The sequence below is a fragment of the Streptomyces sp. NBC_01296 genome, assembly GCF_035984415.1.
GTDB lineage: Bacteria > Actinomycetota > Actinomycetes > Streptomycetales > Streptomycetaceae > Streptomyces.
The window spans coordinates 3,644,502-3,660,020 of record NZ_CP130720.1 but is presented as its reverse complement, the minus strand read 5'-3'; the positions used below and the strand labels follow the sequence as shown (position 1 = coordinate 3,660,020).

15 protein-coding genes are annotated in these 15,519 nt (G+C 71.9%); 6 read left to right on the top strand and 9 right to left on the bottom strand.

The features are described 5' to 3' along the window. Position 1: 1 nt before the first annotated feature. Complete coding sequence (locus tag OG299_RS16220; RefSeq protein ID WP_327361853.1) at positions 2 to 901, top strand: LysR family transcriptional regulator; 900 nt, start codon at positions 2 to 4, stop codon at positions 899 to 901. A gap of 42 nt (positions 902 to 943) precedes the next feature. On the opposite strand, the gene OG299_RS16215 is transcribed toward OG299_RS16220, so the two are convergent. Then, a complete protein-coding gene (locus tag OG299_RS16215; RefSeq protein WP_327364535.1) occupies positions 944 to 2,866 on the bottom strand; it encodes a bifunctional metallophosphatase/5'-nucleotidase in 1,923 nt (640 codons plus the stop codon). A 215-nt stretch (positions 2,867 to 3,081) separates the two neighbouring features. On the opposite strand from OG299_RS16215, the gene OG299_RS16210 reads away from it, so the two are divergent. After that, positions 3,082 to 3,693, top strand: a complete 612-nt coding sequence (locus OG299_RS16210) for a CAP domain-containing protein (RefSeq protein ID WP_327361852.1) — start codon at positions 3,082 to 3,084, stop codon at positions 3,691 to 3,693. Between the two features lie 18 nt (positions 3,694 to 3,711). Here the strand turns inward: OG299_RS16210 and OG299_RS16205 are convergent, their stop codons facing one another. Next, the gene (locus OG299_RS16205) at positions 3,712 to 4,527 is read right to left on the bottom strand and encodes an alpha/beta fold hydrolase (RefSeq protein WP_327361851.1); all 816 of its coding nucleotides are present in this window, start codon (positions 4,525 to 4,527) and stop codon (positions 3,712 to 3,714) included. Positions 4,528 to 4,615: 88 nt separating this feature from the next. On the opposite strand from OG299_RS16205, the gene OG299_RS16200 reads away from it, so the two are divergent. Both OG299_RS16200 and OG299_RS16195 read left to right on the top strand, forming a co-directional pair. Then, the gene (locus OG299_RS16200) at positions 4,616 to 4,948 is read left to right on the top strand and encodes a hypothetical protein (protein WP_266626243.1); all 333 of its coding nucleotides are present in this window, start codon (positions 4,616 to 4,618) and stop codon (positions 4,946 to 4,948) included. 1 nt (position 4,949) lies between these two features. After that, positions 4,950 to 7,445, top strand: coding sequence for a DUF4132 domain-containing protein (locus OG299_RS16195; protein ID WP_327361850.1), 2,496 nt, complete (start codon positions 4,950 to 4,952; stop codon positions 7,443 to 7,445). Here the strand turns inward: OG299_RS16195 and OG299_RS16190 are convergent. The 7 genes from OG299_RS16190 to OG299_RS16160 form a co-directional block, all read right to left on the bottom strand. After that, positions 7,421 to 8,005 (bottom strand): hypothetical protein, encoded by a 585-nt coding sequence (locus OG299_RS16190; RefSeq protein ID WP_327361849.1) that lies wholly within the window; start codon positions 8,003 to 8,005, stop codon positions 7,421 to 7,423. The genes OG299_RS16195 and OG299_RS16190 overlap by 25 nt on opposite strands. A 55-nt stretch (positions 8,006 to 8,060) precedes the next feature. Continuing rightward, complete coding sequence (locus OG299_RS16185; RefSeq protein ID WP_266626237.1) at positions 8,061 to 8,687, bottom strand: Uma2 family endonuclease; 627 nt, start codon at positions 8,685 to 8,687, stop codon at positions 8,061 to 8,063. Between the two features lie 235 nt (positions 8,688 to 8,922). Then, positions 8,923 to 9,681, bottom strand: coding sequence for a succinate dehydrogenase iron-sulfur subunit (locus OG299_RS16180; protein ID WP_266626235.1), 759 nt, complete (start codon positions 9,679 to 9,681; stop codon positions 8,923 to 8,925). Further along, complete coding sequence (sdhA, locus tag OG299_RS16175; RefSeq protein WP_266626233.1) at positions 9,681 to 11,435, bottom strand: succinate dehydrogenase flavoprotein subunit; 1,755 nt, start codon at positions 11,433 to 11,435, stop codon at positions 9,681 to 9,683. Before sdhA ends, OG299_RS16180 begins: the two co-directional genes overlap by 1 nt. Positions 11,436 to 11,458: 23 nt before the next feature. Further along, positions 11,459 to 11,941: a succinate dehydrogenase hydrophobic membrane anchor subunit gene (locus tag OG299_RS16170; protein WP_266626231.1), complete on the bottom strand. Its 483-nt coding sequence runs from the start codon at positions 11,939 to 11,941 to the stop codon at positions 11,459 to 11,461. Between the two features lie 5 nt (positions 11,942 to 11,946). Beyond that, positions 11,947 to 12,327: a succinate dehydrogenase, cytochrome b556 subunit gene (gene sdhC / locus OG299_RS16165; RefSeq protein WP_266626229.1), complete on the bottom strand. Its 381-nt coding sequence runs from the start codon at positions 12,325 to 12,327 to the stop codon at positions 11,947 to 11,949. Between the two features lie 152 nt (positions 12,328 to 12,479). Beyond that, entirely contained in the window at positions 12,480 to 13,085 is a 606-nt protein-coding gene (locus OG299_RS16160; RefSeq protein WP_399847653.1) for a 2-oxo-4-hydroxy-4-carboxy-5-ureidoimidazoline decarboxylase, read from the bottom strand. A 365-nt stretch (positions 13,086 to 13,450) separates the two neighbouring features. On the opposite strand from OG299_RS16160, the gene OG299_RS16155 reads away from it, so the two are divergent. Continuing rightward, positions 13,451 to 14,194, top strand: coding sequence for an RNA polymerase sigma factor (locus OG299_RS16155; RefSeq protein WP_327364534.1), 744 nt, complete (start codon positions 13,451 to 13,453; stop codon positions 14,192 to 14,194). After that, positions 14,194 to 15,285 carry a hypothetical protein gene (locus tag OG299_RS16150; RefSeq protein ID WP_327361848.1) on the top strand — a complete coding sequence of 364 codons (1,092 nt, stop codon included), beginning with the start codon at positions 14,194 to 14,196 and terminating at the stop codon, positions 15,283 to 15,285. The genes OG299_RS16155 and OG299_RS16150 overlap by 1 nt, the downstream gene beginning before the upstream one ends. Positions 15,286 to 15,519 lie beyond the last annotated feature (234 nt).

The window sequence follows — 15,519 nt, the reverse complement described above, 5'->3', positions numbered from 1 at the left end:
CATGGAGCTGCGCCAGCTGCGGTACTTCGTGGCGGTCACCGAGGAGGGCGGCTTCGGCCGGGCCGCCGAGCGACTCCACACCGTCCAGTCGGCGGTGAGCCGCCAGATCGGCCTGCTGGAACGGGAACTGGGCCTGGTCCTCTTCACCCGCACCACCCGCCGGGTGGGTCTCACCGGCGCCGGCGAGCGGCTGCTCCCGGAAGCGCGGGCGGTGCTCGCCGCGGTCGCCCGTACCCGGGAGGTGGCCGCCGAGGTCGCGGCGGGCGCGACCGGCGTGCTCCGGCTGGGCACGGTGCACGGCCCGGGGGACCGGGTCTACCGGCTGCTGGAGGAGCTCGCCGTCAGCGCGCCCGGGCTCCGGGTGCGGCCGGTCCGGCTGCCGGTGACCGAGCGGCTCGCGGCGGTGCGCTCCGGCGAGCTGGACGCGGCGCTGGTCCGGGCCCGGCCCGATGCACCCGGCCTGGAGCTGCTGCCGCTGTGGCGGGACCGGCTGTACGCGGCCCTGCCGGGCGGGCATCCGCTGGCCGGGGCCGCGGAGCTGGACCCGGAGCAACTGGCGCACCTGCCGCTGCGGCTGGCGGCCCGGGAGGGCAACCCGCCCTTCCACGACCTGGTCGCCCCGCTGGCCGGAGCACCGGCCGGGCCGCCCTTCACCGACCTGCTCGCCACGCTGACGTCGATCGGCGAGAGCCCCCTGACCCCGTCCTGGACGGTGTTCTACGAGGTGGGGCCGCTGCCGAGGCTGCCGCGCACCGCGATCCGGCCGTTGACCCGGCCGGTCCTGACCACGTACCTGGCGGTGCTCCCGGGGCCTCCCGGACCGGCAGTGCGCCGGCTGCTGGCGACCGCGACCGCGACTGCGACCGCGACCGCCTCGGAGCCCGGGGGCCCGCACGGCTGAGGGCCCCCGGTCCCGGGGCAGGGCGATCAGGTCCGCAGGCCGTCAGCAGGGCGGCCGCAGGCCGTTGCGGTAGGTGCGGGGGCGGTCCGCCGAGACGATCGCGGCCTCGGGGCGGGGCATGGGGGTGCCGTCGGGGAGGAGGAGGGGAGCGGGTTCCAGGACGATGCCGACGTCTGCCCCGCGGCGGGTCGTGTGCGCGGCGGTGACGCGGTTCAGGGGGGCCGGGGTCAGGGTCTGCGTCTCGCGGATGTACGCGACGAAGCTCTCGAAGTCGCGCTGGTGGCGGTAGGGGGCCTGGAAGCCGGTCAGCGCGTCGTAGCCGTCGTTCGCCAGGAAGGTGTACGAGGGGGACGCGAGACGGTAGGTGCCGGTGAGGTCGAGCGCGGCGCCGTCGATGAACACGTCGGCCGGGTTCACGCGGTCGCCGACCCCGCCCAGGGTGTTGAAGGTGTAGCGGACGTTCCTGGAGACGGCCAGGGGCGCGAACAGCAGCTCCCCGCTCGCCGCGATCGTCCACTGCTGCTCGAGGGCGTCGTGGATCTGCCGGCCGGTCACCGTCGCGCTGACGATCGGGTCGCCGAAGCCGACGGCCTTCCAGGCGCGGCCGAACGTGACGGCGCCGCCCGAGGCCGTGTCGCGGACCAGGTCGCCCGCGATGACGCACTGGCCGACCCGCGGTGCCACCGCGACCAGGGCGAGCTGGGCCGGGACGGCGGGGTGGATGTTGGCGTCGTTCTCGGGGTCGGCCGGGCGGCGGCCCGCCCACAGCGCCCAGTCGGCGACCAGGTCGCCCATGGTGCTCTCGCCCGCGGTGTTGCGCGTACGGATGAACGATCCGCTCTGCTTGCCGATCTTGCCGGTGTTGCGGGCCGCGGCCTGGCCCGCCCAATAGTCGACGACCTCCTTGAGGGCGGGGTCGGGGGTGACGTCACGGGTGTTGGGGTGGTTCGTGGACACCGTCAGCTCGCGGACCACCTCGCCGGTGGCGGGGTCGAGGCGAAGGTTGATCTCGTTGATGAGCTGGCCGTAGCAGCCGGCCTCGACGAAGGGGCGGGGAACGCCGTTCGGGTCCGGGACCATCATGTTGAACCGGGTGTGCCAGTGGCCGGTGACGATGGCGTCGATGTCGGGGGAGACGCGCAGCGCCAGGTCGAGGGCCGGGCCCGACGGGTCGGTGCCGCTGTTGAAGTCGCCGCCCGCGACCGCCCCGTCATGCATGCTCAGCACGATCGCGTTGACGCCCTGGGCCTTGAGCAGCGCCGCGTACCGGTCGGCGGTGGCGACCTCGTCGAGGGTGGCCAGGCCCGGCTGGTAGGAGCCGGGGAAGAGCTCGGTGCCGAGGGCGGTGAGGTGGATGAAGCCGATCTGCAGCTCCTGGCCGGCGGCGGTGCGGACCTTCTCGATGCTGTACGCGGGCAGGACGGTGCGCTGGTCGGCGTCCCAGACGACGTTGGCGCTGTAGTAGCGGAAGCCGGAGCCGTGGAAGCGGGCGCCGGAGGAGTCCGTGAAGGTGGCGTCGCGGCCCTCGACGGGGAAGGGGACGCCCTGCTCCATGTGCCGTTGGAGGAAGGCCGGGGACTTGTCGAACTCGTGGTTCCCGGCGGTCGCGAAGTCGAGGCCCATGCGGTTCAGGGCTTCGACGGTGGGCTCGTCGGCGAAGGCGGCGGCGTCGAACTCCCAGCCGGAGAAGGAGTCTCCGGGGGTGAAGAAGAGCGAGTTGAGCCGGCCGGAGCGGAGGCGGGCGAGGTGCGCGGCCATGTAGGCGACGCCGCCGACGGTGTAGGTACGGCCCCCGTTCCCGCTGATCGTGGCGTTGCTGCCGGGGGCGGCCTGGAGGTAGCCGTGCAGGTCGGTGATGCTGAGGAGCTGGACGTCGACGTACTCGACGGCGGAGGCGGCGTCGCGCGCGTGGTCGGTGGCGTGGGCGGGGATGCCGGTGGCGAAGGTGGCTGCCGCGGTTCCCATGGCGGTGAGGAACGTGCGCCGCCCGACGTGGTGAGAACTGTGGTCCGGATACGTGCTCTTGGAGTGCGAGTGCCTCGTCACGGGGGAATGGTCCCGCCGGGCGGGTCCGGTGTCGATGCGCCGGGCCGTATGCGGGCGGCGGGGCCCGGATGGCGGGGCGGCGGGGCCGGTGGCAGCCTGGAGGGGCGGGGGTGTGAAAGGGGAGGTGGACCTCCTTGAGCAGGCACGCTCCACTCGTCCGAACCGCACGGGCCTTCGCCGTGGCCGGAATCCTGTCGGCGGCGCTCGTACCCGTCTCGGCGGCGCCGGCGACGGCCGTCGCGTGCGACGCCGCGGCCGCTGCCCGGGCCCCGACCGGCAGCAACGACAGCGCCGCGCGGAACGCGGTGATCTGCCTCATCAACGCCGAGCGCGCGCAGCTGAGGCTGCCGGCCCTCACCGTGAACCAGGCCCTGACGAATGCGGCGCAGCAGCACTCCGCCGCCGCCGTCCAGCTGAAGTGGTGGGGTCCCGGCAAGGACTCGCACACCAACCCGCAGACCGGTTCGACACCGGGGACCCGGATCAAGGCCGCGGGCTACTGCCCGAACCCCAGGTCGTGGGGCTACGCCGAGATCACGTACACGGGCTGGGGCGGCTCGGGGACCCCGAACGCCGCGGTCAACTGGTGGGTGCACGTCAGCACGTACGGCCACCGGCAGATCGTCCTCGACCCGTCGATGCGGGAGATCGGCGCCTGGGCCCAGCCGGGCGCGGCGGACCGCGCCGGGGCCGGCGCGAGCCAGGCCGGCACCTACGTCGTGACGTTCGGCCGCTGCGTGCAGTGACCGGCCACCCGGGACGTCTCAGCCGTTCGGATGGTGCAGGAAGTCCAAGAGCAGGGCCGTGGTGTCCTGCGGGCGTTCCAGGGACGGGAGATGGCCCGCCCAGGCGAGTTCCAGGTGGCGGGCCCCGGGGATGCGGTGCGCGAGGTCGGCGGCGATGTCGCGGAAGTCCTCGACGTCGTGGGCGCCGCCGATCGCGAGGGTCGGGGCGGCGACGGCCCCGAGGTCGATCTCGTGCTCCGGGAGCTCATGAGCGCCCTCCACGGTCGGCGCCACGTCGAAGATGCGGCGCTGCATCGTCCGTACGAGAGCGCGGGTCTCCTCGTCCGCCGACGGGCCGAGCCAGGTGTCCACCATCAGCTCCACCGCCCCCGCGACGTCCCCCGCCTCGAGCAGCGCGTCCTCCGCGGCGGCGACCTTCCGCAGGGCCGGGCCGCGCTGCTGCCCGGGGACGGCGGAGCAGAGCAGGGCCAGCGCGGACACCCGCTCCGGGTGCAGGGACGCGATCCCCAGGGCGACGCGGCCGCCGTACGAGGACCCGGCGAAGGCGGCCCGTTCGATCCCGAGGGAGTCCAGCAGGTCCAGTACGTCGTCCACGTCGCGGTAGGGCGCGACGGCCGGCGGCGAGTCCCCGCACGTGCGGAAGTACGCCCGGACGACCCGGAACCCGGCCCCGGCCAGCGGGCCCCACTGCGGCTCCCACATCCGGCGGTCGCAGACGGAGGAGTGGAGCAGGACCAGCGCCGGACCGTCCGCCGGACCGGCGACGTCATGGGCAAGGAGAGGGTTCACGGGATCCATGGGGTTCATGGGCGTCATGGGGTTCGTGGGAGTCATGGGGACATCCTGTCCGAGGCGCGGTCCAACCGCCCTTGGATATAAGGCAGCCGATCCGCTGTCAGAGGGCCCCCTTACGCTCCTGGTCATGGGAATGGTGACCTTCGTCGACGAGACGACAGCGGGCGGCCGGGGCGACGGCTGGGAGTTCGAGGTGGCCGAGGAGCGGCTCGCGCTGCGCGAGCTGATCCGGCGGCGGGTGTTCCAGGAGGTCGCCGAGCGGCGCGCCGCGGCCCTCGTGCCGCAGAGGGACCAGCCCGATGCCCACGAACAGGCCGAGCTCGCGCTCACGGCCTTCGGGCGCAACGGGTTCCTCGTACTCGTCGGGGACCGCCAGGTCACCGATCTCGACGAGGTCGTCGACCTGCCCCTCGGCACGGAGGTCACCTTCCTGAAGCTCGTCGCCCTGGTGGGTGGCTGACATGGCCGGGAACAGGAAAACGAACAATCGCCACGCCGACGCGATCCACCGCGCCCTGGAGGAGGAGAACGCCGCAGAGCTCGCCACCGCGCTCCTGAAGGCCGCCATCCACTACAGCGGCCACTGGGGCAACGGGGAGGCGGCCGAGGTGATCGGCGCCGTCCGCGCCCGGCCGGTGGAGTTCCGTCGGCGGCTCGTGGACCGGCTGGCCGAGACCTTCCGCTCCCTCGCGGAGGACTCCCCGGCACGGGTGAACGCGCTGGCCCTCATCGCCGCCGCCGGACGGGACCTGCCCGGGGGCGGCCCGCTCTCCGCCGAACGGCTGGGCAAATTCGACGAGCTCGGCCGGATGGGGCAGGTCTACTCCTACGGATGGGTCTCGGAGCTGGTCCTCGCCGAGCTGGACGCGGGCCGCACGATCCCGCCGGCCGCCGTCGCCACCCTGCGCCGAAGCGCCCTGGTCGCATACGGGTACCGGCCGGTCGTCGAGCTCGCGCCGCGGCTGACGGAGCCCGTCCTCAATGTCGGCGAGGCGTGGGCGGACCGGGCGATGGCGGCCGGGAACCGTTGGCACGCCCTGCTCGCGCACGCGGTGACCGCGACCGCAGCCAAGCCCACGGCCAAGTGGGAGAAGGCCGGCCGGGCCCTGATCAAGGAGGCCGGGGAGGACGCCGTACGCGAACAGCTCCTCGGCTGGCTCCGGCTCGTCGGCGCGCCCCGTACCTTCGCCCTGGACGAGGAGCGGTACGGGCCGAACCCGAACGACACGTGGGACACGTACAACGCCAACGCCCTGCGCGGACTGGCCTGGCTGCTGTCCTTCCTGCCCCCGCACCCGGACATCGCGCGGGTGCTCGGCGCGCTCGTCGAGACCTCGCTGCGCAAGGTCGCGGGACTCGGCCCCCGCAACCCCAAGGTGGCCAACGCCGGGGTCACCGCCCTGTCCCGCATCGACAGCGAGGCCGCCCTGGCCGAACTGGCCCGGCTCGCCACCCGCGTGACGTTCAAGGGCACCCTCAAGATGCTGGACTCGGCCCTGGAGGCACGGGCCACCGCGCTCGGGCTGGGCCGGGAGGAGATCGAGGAGCTCGCCGTGCCTGCGTACGGGCTGACGCGGGTCGGGCAGGCCGAGTATGCGCTGGGCGGGACCACCGCCCTCGTGCAGGTCCGCGGCTCCAAGGCGGTGCTCTCCTGGCGCAGCGCCACCGGCAAGGCGGTCAAGAGCGTGCCGGCGGCCGTGCGCCGCGACCACGCCGAGGAGCTCAAAGAGCTCAAGGCGGCCGTCAAGGACATCGACAAGATGCTCGGGGCGCAGGCCGAGCGGCTGGACCGGCAGTTCCTCGCCCGGCGCACCTGGACGTACGGGCAGTGGCGCGAGCGCTACCTCGACCACCCCCTGGTCGGCACCCTCGCCCGCCACCTGCTGTGGGTGGTGGACGGCACCCCCGTCGGCTTCGCCGACGGCGAGGCGCGCACCCTTACCGACGGGCCCGTCACCGAGGGCGCCGAGGTGACCCTCTGGCATCCCATCGACCGCGAGCCGGCCGAGGTCGCCGCCTGGCAGGACTGGCTCGAACGGCACGGCATCACCCAGCCGTTCAAGCAGGCCCACCGCGAGGTCTACCCGCTCACCGATGCCGAGCTCCGCACCGGGACGTACTCCAACCGGTTCGCCGCGCACTTCCTGCGCCAGCACCAGTTCCACTCGCTGGCCGCGATCCGCGGCTGGCGCAACAAGCTGCGCCTCGCCGTCGACGACACCGCGCCGCCCGCCGTGCGCGAGCTGCCGCAGTGGGGGCTGCGGGCCGAGTACTGGATCGAGGGCGACACCGGGGGCGACCAGTACGAGGACATCACCGACTCGGGCAGCTTCCTGCGCCTGCGCACCGACCAGGTGCGCTTCTACCCGATCGGCGCCCCGCAGAACTCGGCGCACGCCTGCGGCGGCGAGTACACGATGTGGCTCCGTGGCGGCGAGGACCCGGTCGACCCGCTGCCGCTGGCCGAGGTCCCCGCCCTCGTGCTCAGCGAAGTCCTGCGCGACGTCGACCTGTTCGTCGGCGTCGCCAGCGTCGGCAACGACCCGACCTGGCAGGACGGCGGCCCCGCAGGCCGCTTCCGGGACTACTGGACCTCGTACGGCTTCGGCGAGCTGAACCAGAGCGCCGAGACCCGCCGGCTCCTGCTGCAGCGGCTGGTCCCGAGGCTGGCCATCGCCGACCGGTGCCGGATCGAGGGGCGCTTCCTGCACGTGCGGGGCGAGCTGCGCACGTACCGGATCCACCTCGGGTCGGGGAACATCCTCATGGACCCGGGCGACCAGTACCTGTGCATCGTCCCGGCGGGGCGCGCGGCCCCCGGGACGGAGACCGGCTACCTGCCCTTCGAGGGGGACCCGACGCTCGCCCTGATCCTCAGCAAGGCGATGATGCTGGCGGACGACGCCGGCATCACCGACCCGACCGTCACCCGTCAGATACTGAGGGAGCGGGCGTAGTTGATCTGGTTCATCACCCAGGGGAACGTTCCCGCGTCGACCGCCGGGATCATCGTGGAGTGGTGGCGGCCGCCGCTGGTGACGGTGACCTGGATGTAGCCGGTGGTGGTCTTCTCCTTCATGAGGAGGAAGAGCAGGCCGAGCAGGCAGAACAGGAAGAAGATGATCGCGAGCACGACCGCGTGCGTCGGGATCTTCGTCTCGGTGCGGGAGAAGTCCGAGGCGTTCCACATCGCGCCCTTGAGCGGCATCGCGCCCGAGGGGGTGATGATCTGGTCCCCGGCGATGGTGATGTCGCCGAGGGACAGGCCGGACCCGCCGGCGCCGTGCGGGGCGACCGCGTAGGCCGGGGGCTGCGCCGGCGGCATCATGGGAGGCTGCGCCTGCGCCGGGATGCCCGCGCCGCCGACGGTCGGCTGGTAGCCCGGGGCGGGCGGAGTGGCCGGGTACCCGTACCCGGCGCCTCCGGGGGCCGCCGGATAGGGCGGCGGATAGCCATAACCGGGGCTGCCCGGAGCCCCGTTGTCCCCTGCGTACGGATTCGGCTGCTGGTCGCTCATGCGCTCGATCTTTCCACAGCCACCCCCGACCCCGTACCCCGGTCGGAGCAGCCGCCTATTCGCTGTCGGGCTTGCGCCGCGCCGCCGCGAGAACGGCCTCGACGTCCAGGGTCACCTTGGCGCCGATCGACTCGGGCAGAGTGACGAGCTCGCCGGGGGCGTGGACGCGGTGGGTGGCGTACTCGTCCTGGACCGGATCGGTGAGGACGTGCAGGCGGTTGTGCCGGCGGTCGACGATCACGTAGACCGGGACCTTGGCGTCGGCGTAGGCGGTGACCTTGGTCCGCAGGTCCGTCTTGTAGTTGCTGGAGGTGACCTCCAGGACCAGGCGGAAGGCGAGGGGGTCATAGCAGTTGTTCTCGACGAGGTGGTCTTCGAAGTCCGCGTCGACCACGGCGAGGTCCGGGATGGCGTAGTCCTCGCGCCCGTCGGGGAGCCAGATGCCGATCGCCTGGATGACCTCCGTTGCCTCGCCGTCGAGCCCTGCCGTGATGAACGGCCTCATGAGCTTGGTCAGGCCCCGCCCGTGGGCGCCGTCTGCCGGTGGGGACACGAGGATCTGTCCTCCGATGATCTCGACTCGGTAGCCGGGGAGCCGCTCCATGAGGGCGTTGGCCTCATCGAGGAGCGAGGGCTCGGCTTCCGGTTCGCTGTAGGGATGCTCAGCGGGTGCTGCGGACATCACGGGCCTCCCGTGGGCTGCTGTCGAGAGCATCATCGTAGGACGGGAACGGGCACCGCGGCCGGAAGCCGGGCCCTCACCCGAACGGGCGAGGGCCCCGCCCCCGGAACGAATTCCGGGGGCGGGGCCCAGTCGGCTGAAACCTCGGCCGGGTACGACGGACGGAGTCCGGCGCAGCGTCTCGAAGCCGGGGAGGCCCGCCGGGGCCGACCCGTGCGAGGGACGCGTCGAGAAATCAGAAGCGGCGCGTGATCAGGGCGCGCTTGACTTCCTGGATCGCCTTCGTGACCTCGATGCCGCGCGGGCAGGCGTCGGTGCAGTTGAAGGTCGTGCGGCAGCGCCACACGCCGTCCTTGTCGTTCAGGATCTCCAGCCGCTGCTCGCCGGCCTCGTCACGCGAGTCGAAGATGAAGCGGTGGGCGTTGACGATCGCCGCCGGGCCGAAGTACTGGCCGTCGTTCCAGAACACCGGGCACGACGAGGTGCACGCCGCGCACAGGATGCACTTGGTGGTGTCGTCGAACCGCTCGCGGTCCTCCGCCGACTGCAGGCGCTCACGCGTCGGCTCGTTCCCGTTGGTGACGAGGAACGGCATGACGTCGCGGTACGCCTGGAAGAAGGGCTCCATGTCGACGACGAGGTCCTTCATCACCGTGAGGCCCTTGATGGCCTCGACCGTGATCGGCTTCTCCGGGTTGATGTCCTTGATCAGCGTCTTGCAGGCGAGCCTGTTCTTGCCGTTGATCCGCATCGCGTCGGAGCCGCAGATGCCGTGCGCGCACGACCGGCGGAAGGTCAGCGTGCCGTCGAGCTCCCACTTGATCTTGTGGAGACCGTCGAGCACGCGCTCCTTCGGGTCGATCTCGATCTGGAAGTCCTGCCACTGCGCCTCGTCCGAGATCTCGGGGTTGAAGCGGCGGATCCGGAAAGTGACCGTGATGTACGGGGAGGCCGCGGCCGCCTCTTCCATCTTTTCCAGGGTGGGGGTAGCCATCAGTACTTACGCTCCATCGGCTGGTAGCGGGTCGTCACGACCGGCTTGTAGTCGAGCCGGACCGAGTCCGAGCCATCGGCTCCGACCTCGCGGTACGCCATGGTGTGGCGCATGAAGTTGACGTCGTCGCGGTTCGGGTAGTCCTCGCGGTAGTGACCGCCGCGGGACTCCTTGCGCGCGAGCGCGGACACGGCCATGACCTCGGCCAGGTCGAGCAGGTTGCCCAGCTCGATGGCCTCCAGCAGGTCCGTGTTGAAGCGCTTGCCCTTGTCCTGGACGGACACGTTCTTGTAGCGCTCGCGCAGCTCCGCGATCTTCTCGACCGCGGTCTTGATGGTCTGCTCCGTACGGAACACCATCACGCAGGCGTCCATCGTCTCCTGGAGCTCCAGGCGCAGGTCGGCGACCCGCTCCTTGCCCGTGGAGTTGCGCAGGTGCTCGACCTGGTCGATGACCTGCTGCGCCGGGTTCTCGGGGAGCTCGACGTAGTCGTTCTCCTGCGAGTACCTCGCCGCGGCGATGCCGGAGCGCTTGCCGAACACGTTGATGTCCAGCAGCGAGTTCGTGCCGAGGCGGTTGGCGCCGTGCACGGAGACGCAGGCGACCTCGCCGGCCGCGTACAGGCCCGGGACGACGGTGGTGTTGTCCGACAGGACCTCACCCTCGACGTTCGTCGGGATGCCGCCCATGGCGTAGTGCGCGGTGGGCTGGATCGGGATCGGGTCCGTGTACGGCTCGATGCCCAGGTACGTACGCGCGAACTCGGTGATGTCCGGGAGCTTCGCGTCGAGCTGCTCCGGCGGCAGGTGCGTCAGGTCCAGGTACACGTGGTCACCGGCCGGACCGCAGCCGCGGCCCTCACGGATCTCGGTGTAGATGGAGCGCGAGACGACGTCACGGGACGCGAGGTCCTTCATGACCGGCGCGTACTTCTCCATGAAGCGCTCGCCGTCCTTGTTGCGGAGGATGCCGCCCTCACCGCGGGCGCCCTCCGTCAGCAGGATGCCCATGCGCCAGATGCCCGTCGGGTGGAACTGGAAGAACTCCATGTCCTCGAGCGGCAGGCCGCGGCGGTAGCAGGCCGCCTGGCCGTCACCCGTGAGGGTGTGCGCGTTGGAGGTCACCTTGAAGAACTTGCCGGTGCCGCCGGAGGCGTAGATGACGGCCTTCGCCTGGAACACGTGGATCTCGCCGGTGGCGAGCTCGTACGCGACCACGCCGGCCGACTTCTTGACGCCGTCCTCCTCGACCAGGAGCTGGTCCAGGACGTAGAACTCGTTGAAGAACTCCACACCCTCCTTGACGCAGTTCTGGTACAGCGTCTGGAGGATCATGTGGCCGGTGCGGTCCGCGGCGTAGCAGGACCGGCGGACCGGCGCCTCGCCGTGGTTGCGGGAGTGGCCGCCGAAGCGGCGCTGGTCGATGGTGCCGTCCGGGGTGCGGTTGAACGGCAGGCCCATCTTCTCCAGGTCGAGGACTGCGTCGATGGCCTCCTTCGCCAGGATCTCGGCGGCGTCCTGGTCGACCAGGTAGTCACCGCCCTTGACCGTGTCGAAGGTGTGCCACTCCCAGTTGTCCTCTTCCACGTTCGCCAGCGCGGCGGCCATGCCGCCCTGCGCGGCACCCGTGTGGGAGCGGGTGGGGTAGAGCTTCGTCAGCACCGCGGTGCGGCTGCGCTTCGTCGACTCGATGGCGGCGCGCATGCCGGCGCCACCTGCGCCGACGATGACGGTGTCGTACTTGTGGATCTTCATTGGATTCGCCTCAGCCCCGTTGCCTAGCGGATGTTCGGGTCGAAGGTGAAGATCACCAGCGTGCCCAGAAGGATGGTGAACACGGTGGCGGTGTAGAGCAGGCCCTTCAGCCACAGCCGCGTGTTGGCGCGCTCCGCGTAGTCGTTGATGACGGTACGCAGGCCGTTGGCGCCGTGCAGCATGGCCAGCCACAGCATCAGCAGGTCCCAGACCTGCCAGAACGGGGACGCCCAGCGGCCGGCCACGAAGGCGAAGCCGACCTTGGAGACGCCGCCGTCCAGCACCAGCTGGATGACGAGGTGGCCGATGACCAGGACCACGAGGACGATGCCCGAGAGGCGCATGAAGAGCCACGCGGCCATCTCGAAGTTGCCGCGGGTCGAGCGGGGCGTCTTGCCCGTGCGCTTGCGCGGGGCCTCGATGTACGGCGCCGGGTTGTCGACGTCGTAGAGGCTCACGCCCTCCACGTCGCCGATGGCCTGGGCGGAAGAAGTGTCAGAAGACATGCGTGTCACTTCCCGAACAGTTCGGCAGCTGCGTGGCCCAGGACGGGGTACAGGGCCCCGATCATCAGGATGATCCAGACGATCATCACGCCCCAGAGCATCTGCTTCTGGAGACGGGGGCCCTTGGACCAGAAGTCCACGGCGATCACACGGAGACCGTTGAGCGCGTGGAAGAGGATGGCGGCCACGAGGCCGTACTCCATCAGCGCGACGATCGGAGTCTTGTAGGTAGCCACGACATCGTCGTACGCCTCGGGGGAGACGCGGACGAGAGCGGTGTCGAGGACGTGTACGAACAGGAAGAAGAAGATGAGGACGCCGGTGACTCGATGAGCCACCCAGGACCACATTCCTTCCCGGCCGCGGTACAACGTTCCAGCCGGCACGGAAAACCCTCCGGAAGCGGGGCGGGGGCCAGCCGGCTTCTTTGTCGGTCGGGCCCGGCCGGGTACGGTCCTCCGGCCCCGGACATCGTAGCGACGCTTTGTCGGTTCCCTCGCGCCGGGTCCATCGGTGTGATCAAACAGGCACGGACGGACTATCCCACAGGGGCGAATAGCCCTGAATCCGCGGCGGAAACCCCGTCCGGCGAGGTCAGCCAATGTGTCAGATCTGCCAGCCGGACCTGGGCGAGGCGGCGCAGCTCGTCCGCCGAGAGCGACCGCTCCTCGTCCGCCTCGAGCTCCATCCGGCGCCGGATCGCGGTCAGCAGCTGGTCCGCCTGCTCCTCCGGCGGATGCCCGGCCAGGCAGATCACGAAGGCGTGGCCGAACTTGCGCTCGTACTCCGCATGGGCCGCGTCGAGCGCCAAGAGCGCGGCGTACGAGGCCCCGTGGTCCAGCTCCACCGGGAACTCCGAGGCCAGCGCCTCGCTCAGGTCCGCCTGGGAGAGGTCGTACGAGGCCTCGTCGGCGGCGGCCAGCAGCGCACCGGGATCCGGGTAGGGGCGGTGGATCGCCACCCGCTGGGCCCACCGCCGGCTCCCGCAGCAGTGCAGCAGGACGGCCTCGGCGGCTTCGGGGGAGAGGGCGTTGAACCGCGCCAGCCCGGAGCCGTGGGAAGGATCGGAGCTGCCGCGGACCTGTGCCGGAAGGTGGCTGGACAGCGGGGGGCTCCTCGGGGCGTGGCGCGGGTGTACCGCCACGCTAGCGACGCCGGACCGGGTGTGTCGTACCCATCCGAGGTTTTCACCCGGAAGTGAGCCGAAAGGATGACGTGATGACGGGCGGCGCGCCGGAAAGCCGCGAGCAGCGGCGGTGCAGGGAGGGCCGGCGGGGGATGAGGAAGACGACCGAGGCCGCCACCCCCCACAGGAGAGGCCCCGGTCGCCGTCCGTACGGGCTCGTGCGACAAGCCCGTACCCCTCTCAGCGCCGCGAGTGCGTTTTGTGTCACACCCCGCTTCGCGCACGATTGGTTGCTCCCCGTACACCACGTGGACGTAGGTACTTGAAAGCCGTAACGTGCTGATTTGCGCCACACGTACAGGACAGTGAACGGGTTGGGGACTTTGCTGGGGGACGACGCGGAGCTGACCGCCGCGGTGCTCGCGGCGCAGGGCGGCGACGAGAGCGGATTCCGTGCTGTGTACCGCGCCGTGCACCCACGCCTGCTCGGTTACGTACGCACGCTCGTCGGGGACGCAGACGCCGAGGACGTGACCTCCGAGGCCTGGCTGCAGATCGCCCGCGACCTCGACTCCTTCACCGGCGACGCCGACCGCTTCCGCGGCTGGGCCGCCCGGATCGGCCGCAACCGGGCCCTCGACCACATCCGCATGCGCGGGCGCCGCCCCGCCATCGGCGGCGACGAGACCGAACTGACGGGCCGCGCAGCCGACAGCGACACCGCCAGCGAGGCGATGGAGGCCCTGTCGACCGGCCGGACCATGGCGCTGATCGCACAGCTTCCGCAGGACCAGGCCGAGGCCGTGGTGCTCCGCGTCGTGGTCGGCCTGGACGCCAAGAGCGCGGCCGAGACCCTGGGCAAGCGCCCCGGCGCGGTACGCACCGCAGCCCACCGGGGCCTGAAGAAACTGGCCGAGCTGCTCGGCCAGGAGGGCGGCTTCGGGCCGGACCTGGATCCGGGGTCTGATGCGGCGGGGCCGGTCGGCCATAATGCCGGTGACCAGGCGCGGGACGGCAGGGGCGGGAGGGATCTCGACGCCGTGCCCGCTCAGCGCGGCCGGGACAGCGGCCTCGTGGAGCAAACCGGTGTGACGCATTCACGTTGGCGGACGCAGAAGGACATGTGATGGCCGACGAGCGCAACAGGTGGCTGGACAAGGCCGCGGCGGAACGAGTGCTGCGCGGCGGCCAGGCCGCACCTGGCGCCGACCGGCGCGCCCCCGAAGCGGAGGCCCGCCTGCGGGCCGTTCTCGACATGCTGGCCGCGCCGCAGCCGCCCGCCGGGGTGGAACTGCCCGGCGAGGCCGCCGCGGTGGCCGCCTTCCGCGCGGCGCGCGGCGGAGCGGTCGCGTCCGGGGCGGCTTCGGCGCCCGGGGCCTGCGGTGGGCCTTCGGTGTTCGGAGTGTCCGCGATATCCGCAGCGCCCGGGACGTACGCACCCGCCGGCGCCGACACCACGCCCCTCGTGGAACTCGCCGCGGCCGCCGCCGTCCCCCTCGCCGTCGCCCCGTCCCGGCGCGGCCGCCCGGCGCGGTTCGCACTGGTCGCCGCCCTGGCCGGCGTCGCCGTCGGCAGCCTGGCGGTCGCCGCCGGGGCCGGCCTGCTGGACCGGGTCACGAACGACACGGCGGGACCCGCACCGGCGGTCTCCCTCAGCGCCGACGAGAACCGGACGACGGCCGGCGACACCGCGGGCCCGACCCTCGCACCGCAGCGCCCCACCCCGCTCCGCGGCACCGACGGCTCGGTGCCCGGCCTGGGCACGGCGCAGACGCCGGGCGCGGACGCGGACGCGGGCGCGATCCAGGGATTCGGAACCGGAACGGGAACGGGAACCGGACCCGGTTCCTCGTCCGGCGCCGGCGCCGGCAAGGACGACGCGGGCGACAAGGGCACGAAGGACGGCAAGGACGCCTTCGCCGGCGGGACCACCTCGCTGAAGGACTCGGACAAGCTGAGCCGCCTCAAGGCGGTGGACCTGTGCGAGGCCTACCGGTCGGGGCACATGACCTCCGACCGCCGCGAGCGGCTCTCGAAGCTGGCGCAAGGACTCGCGCGCATCCCGCACTTCTGCGAGGCGCTGCTCGACGGGCCCATCGGCAGCGGCGCGCCGACCGTTCCGCGCACCGCCGACGACGGGAGCCCCGTGCTCAAGGCCCCGACGTTCGTCCCGGCGAGCCCGGTCGCGTCGTCCGCGGCGGCCCGCAAGCCGCGCTGACGGCTGCCGCTACAGCTGCCGCCACGGCTGTCAGGCGTTCCTTCGGGTGGTCCGCGAACACTCCTCGAGCGGGTTTCGAGCGGCGGCGTGAACGGGCTGTAACACTTTTCGAACCTGCGGCGCAGTACATAACGAGCCGACTGGTCATCGGCCGCGCATGAGCCGGGGTTCCCCCCGTACCCCTGGGCTCTGCGCACCCGGCGCGGGCGGGGTTCGTTCCCCCGGCCCTGCCCG

Coding starts and splice junctions, on each gene's coding strand:
- OG299_RS16220 (WP_327361853.1), top strand. CDS start 2: ATGGAGCTGCGCCAGCTGCGGTACTTCGTGGCGGTCACCGAGGAGGGC.
- OG299_RS16215 (WP_327364535.1), bottom strand. CDS start 2,866: ATGGGAACCGCGGCAGCCACCTTCGCCACCGGCATCCCCGCCCACGCC.
- OG299_RS16205 (WP_327361851.1), bottom strand. CDS start 4,527: ATGACTCCCACGAACCCCATGACGCCCATGAACCCCATGGATCCCGTG.
- OG299_RS16200 (WP_266626243.1), top strand. CDS start 4,616: ATGGGAATGGTGACCTTCGTCGACGAGACGACAGCGGGCGGCCGGGGC.
- OG299_RS16195 (WP_327361850.1), top strand. CDS start 4,950: ATGGCCGGGAACAGGAAAACGAACAATCGCCACGCCGACGCGATCCAC.
- OG299_RS16190 (WP_327361849.1), bottom strand. CDS start 8,005: ATGAGCGACCAGCAGCCGAATCCGTACGCAGGGGACAACGGGGCTCCG.
- OG299_RS16185 (WP_266626237.1), bottom strand. CDS start 8,687: ATGTCCGCAGCACCCGCTGAGCATCCCTACAGCGAACCGGAAGCCGAG.
- OG299_RS16180 (WP_266626235.1), bottom strand. CDS start 9,681: ATGGCTACCCCCACCCTGGAAAAGATGGAAGAGGCGGCCGCGGCCTCC.
- sdhA (WP_266626233.1), bottom strand. CDS start 11,435: ATGAAGATCCACAAGTACGACACCGTCATCGTCGGCGCAGGTGGCGCC.
- OG299_RS16170 (WP_266626231.1), bottom strand. CDS start 11,941: ATGTCTTCTGACACTTCTTCCGCCCAGGCCATCGGCGACGTGGAGGGC.
- OG299_RS16150 (WP_327361848.1), top strand. CDS start 14,194: ATGGCCGACGAGCGCAACAGGTGGCTGGACAAGGCCGCGGCGGAACGA.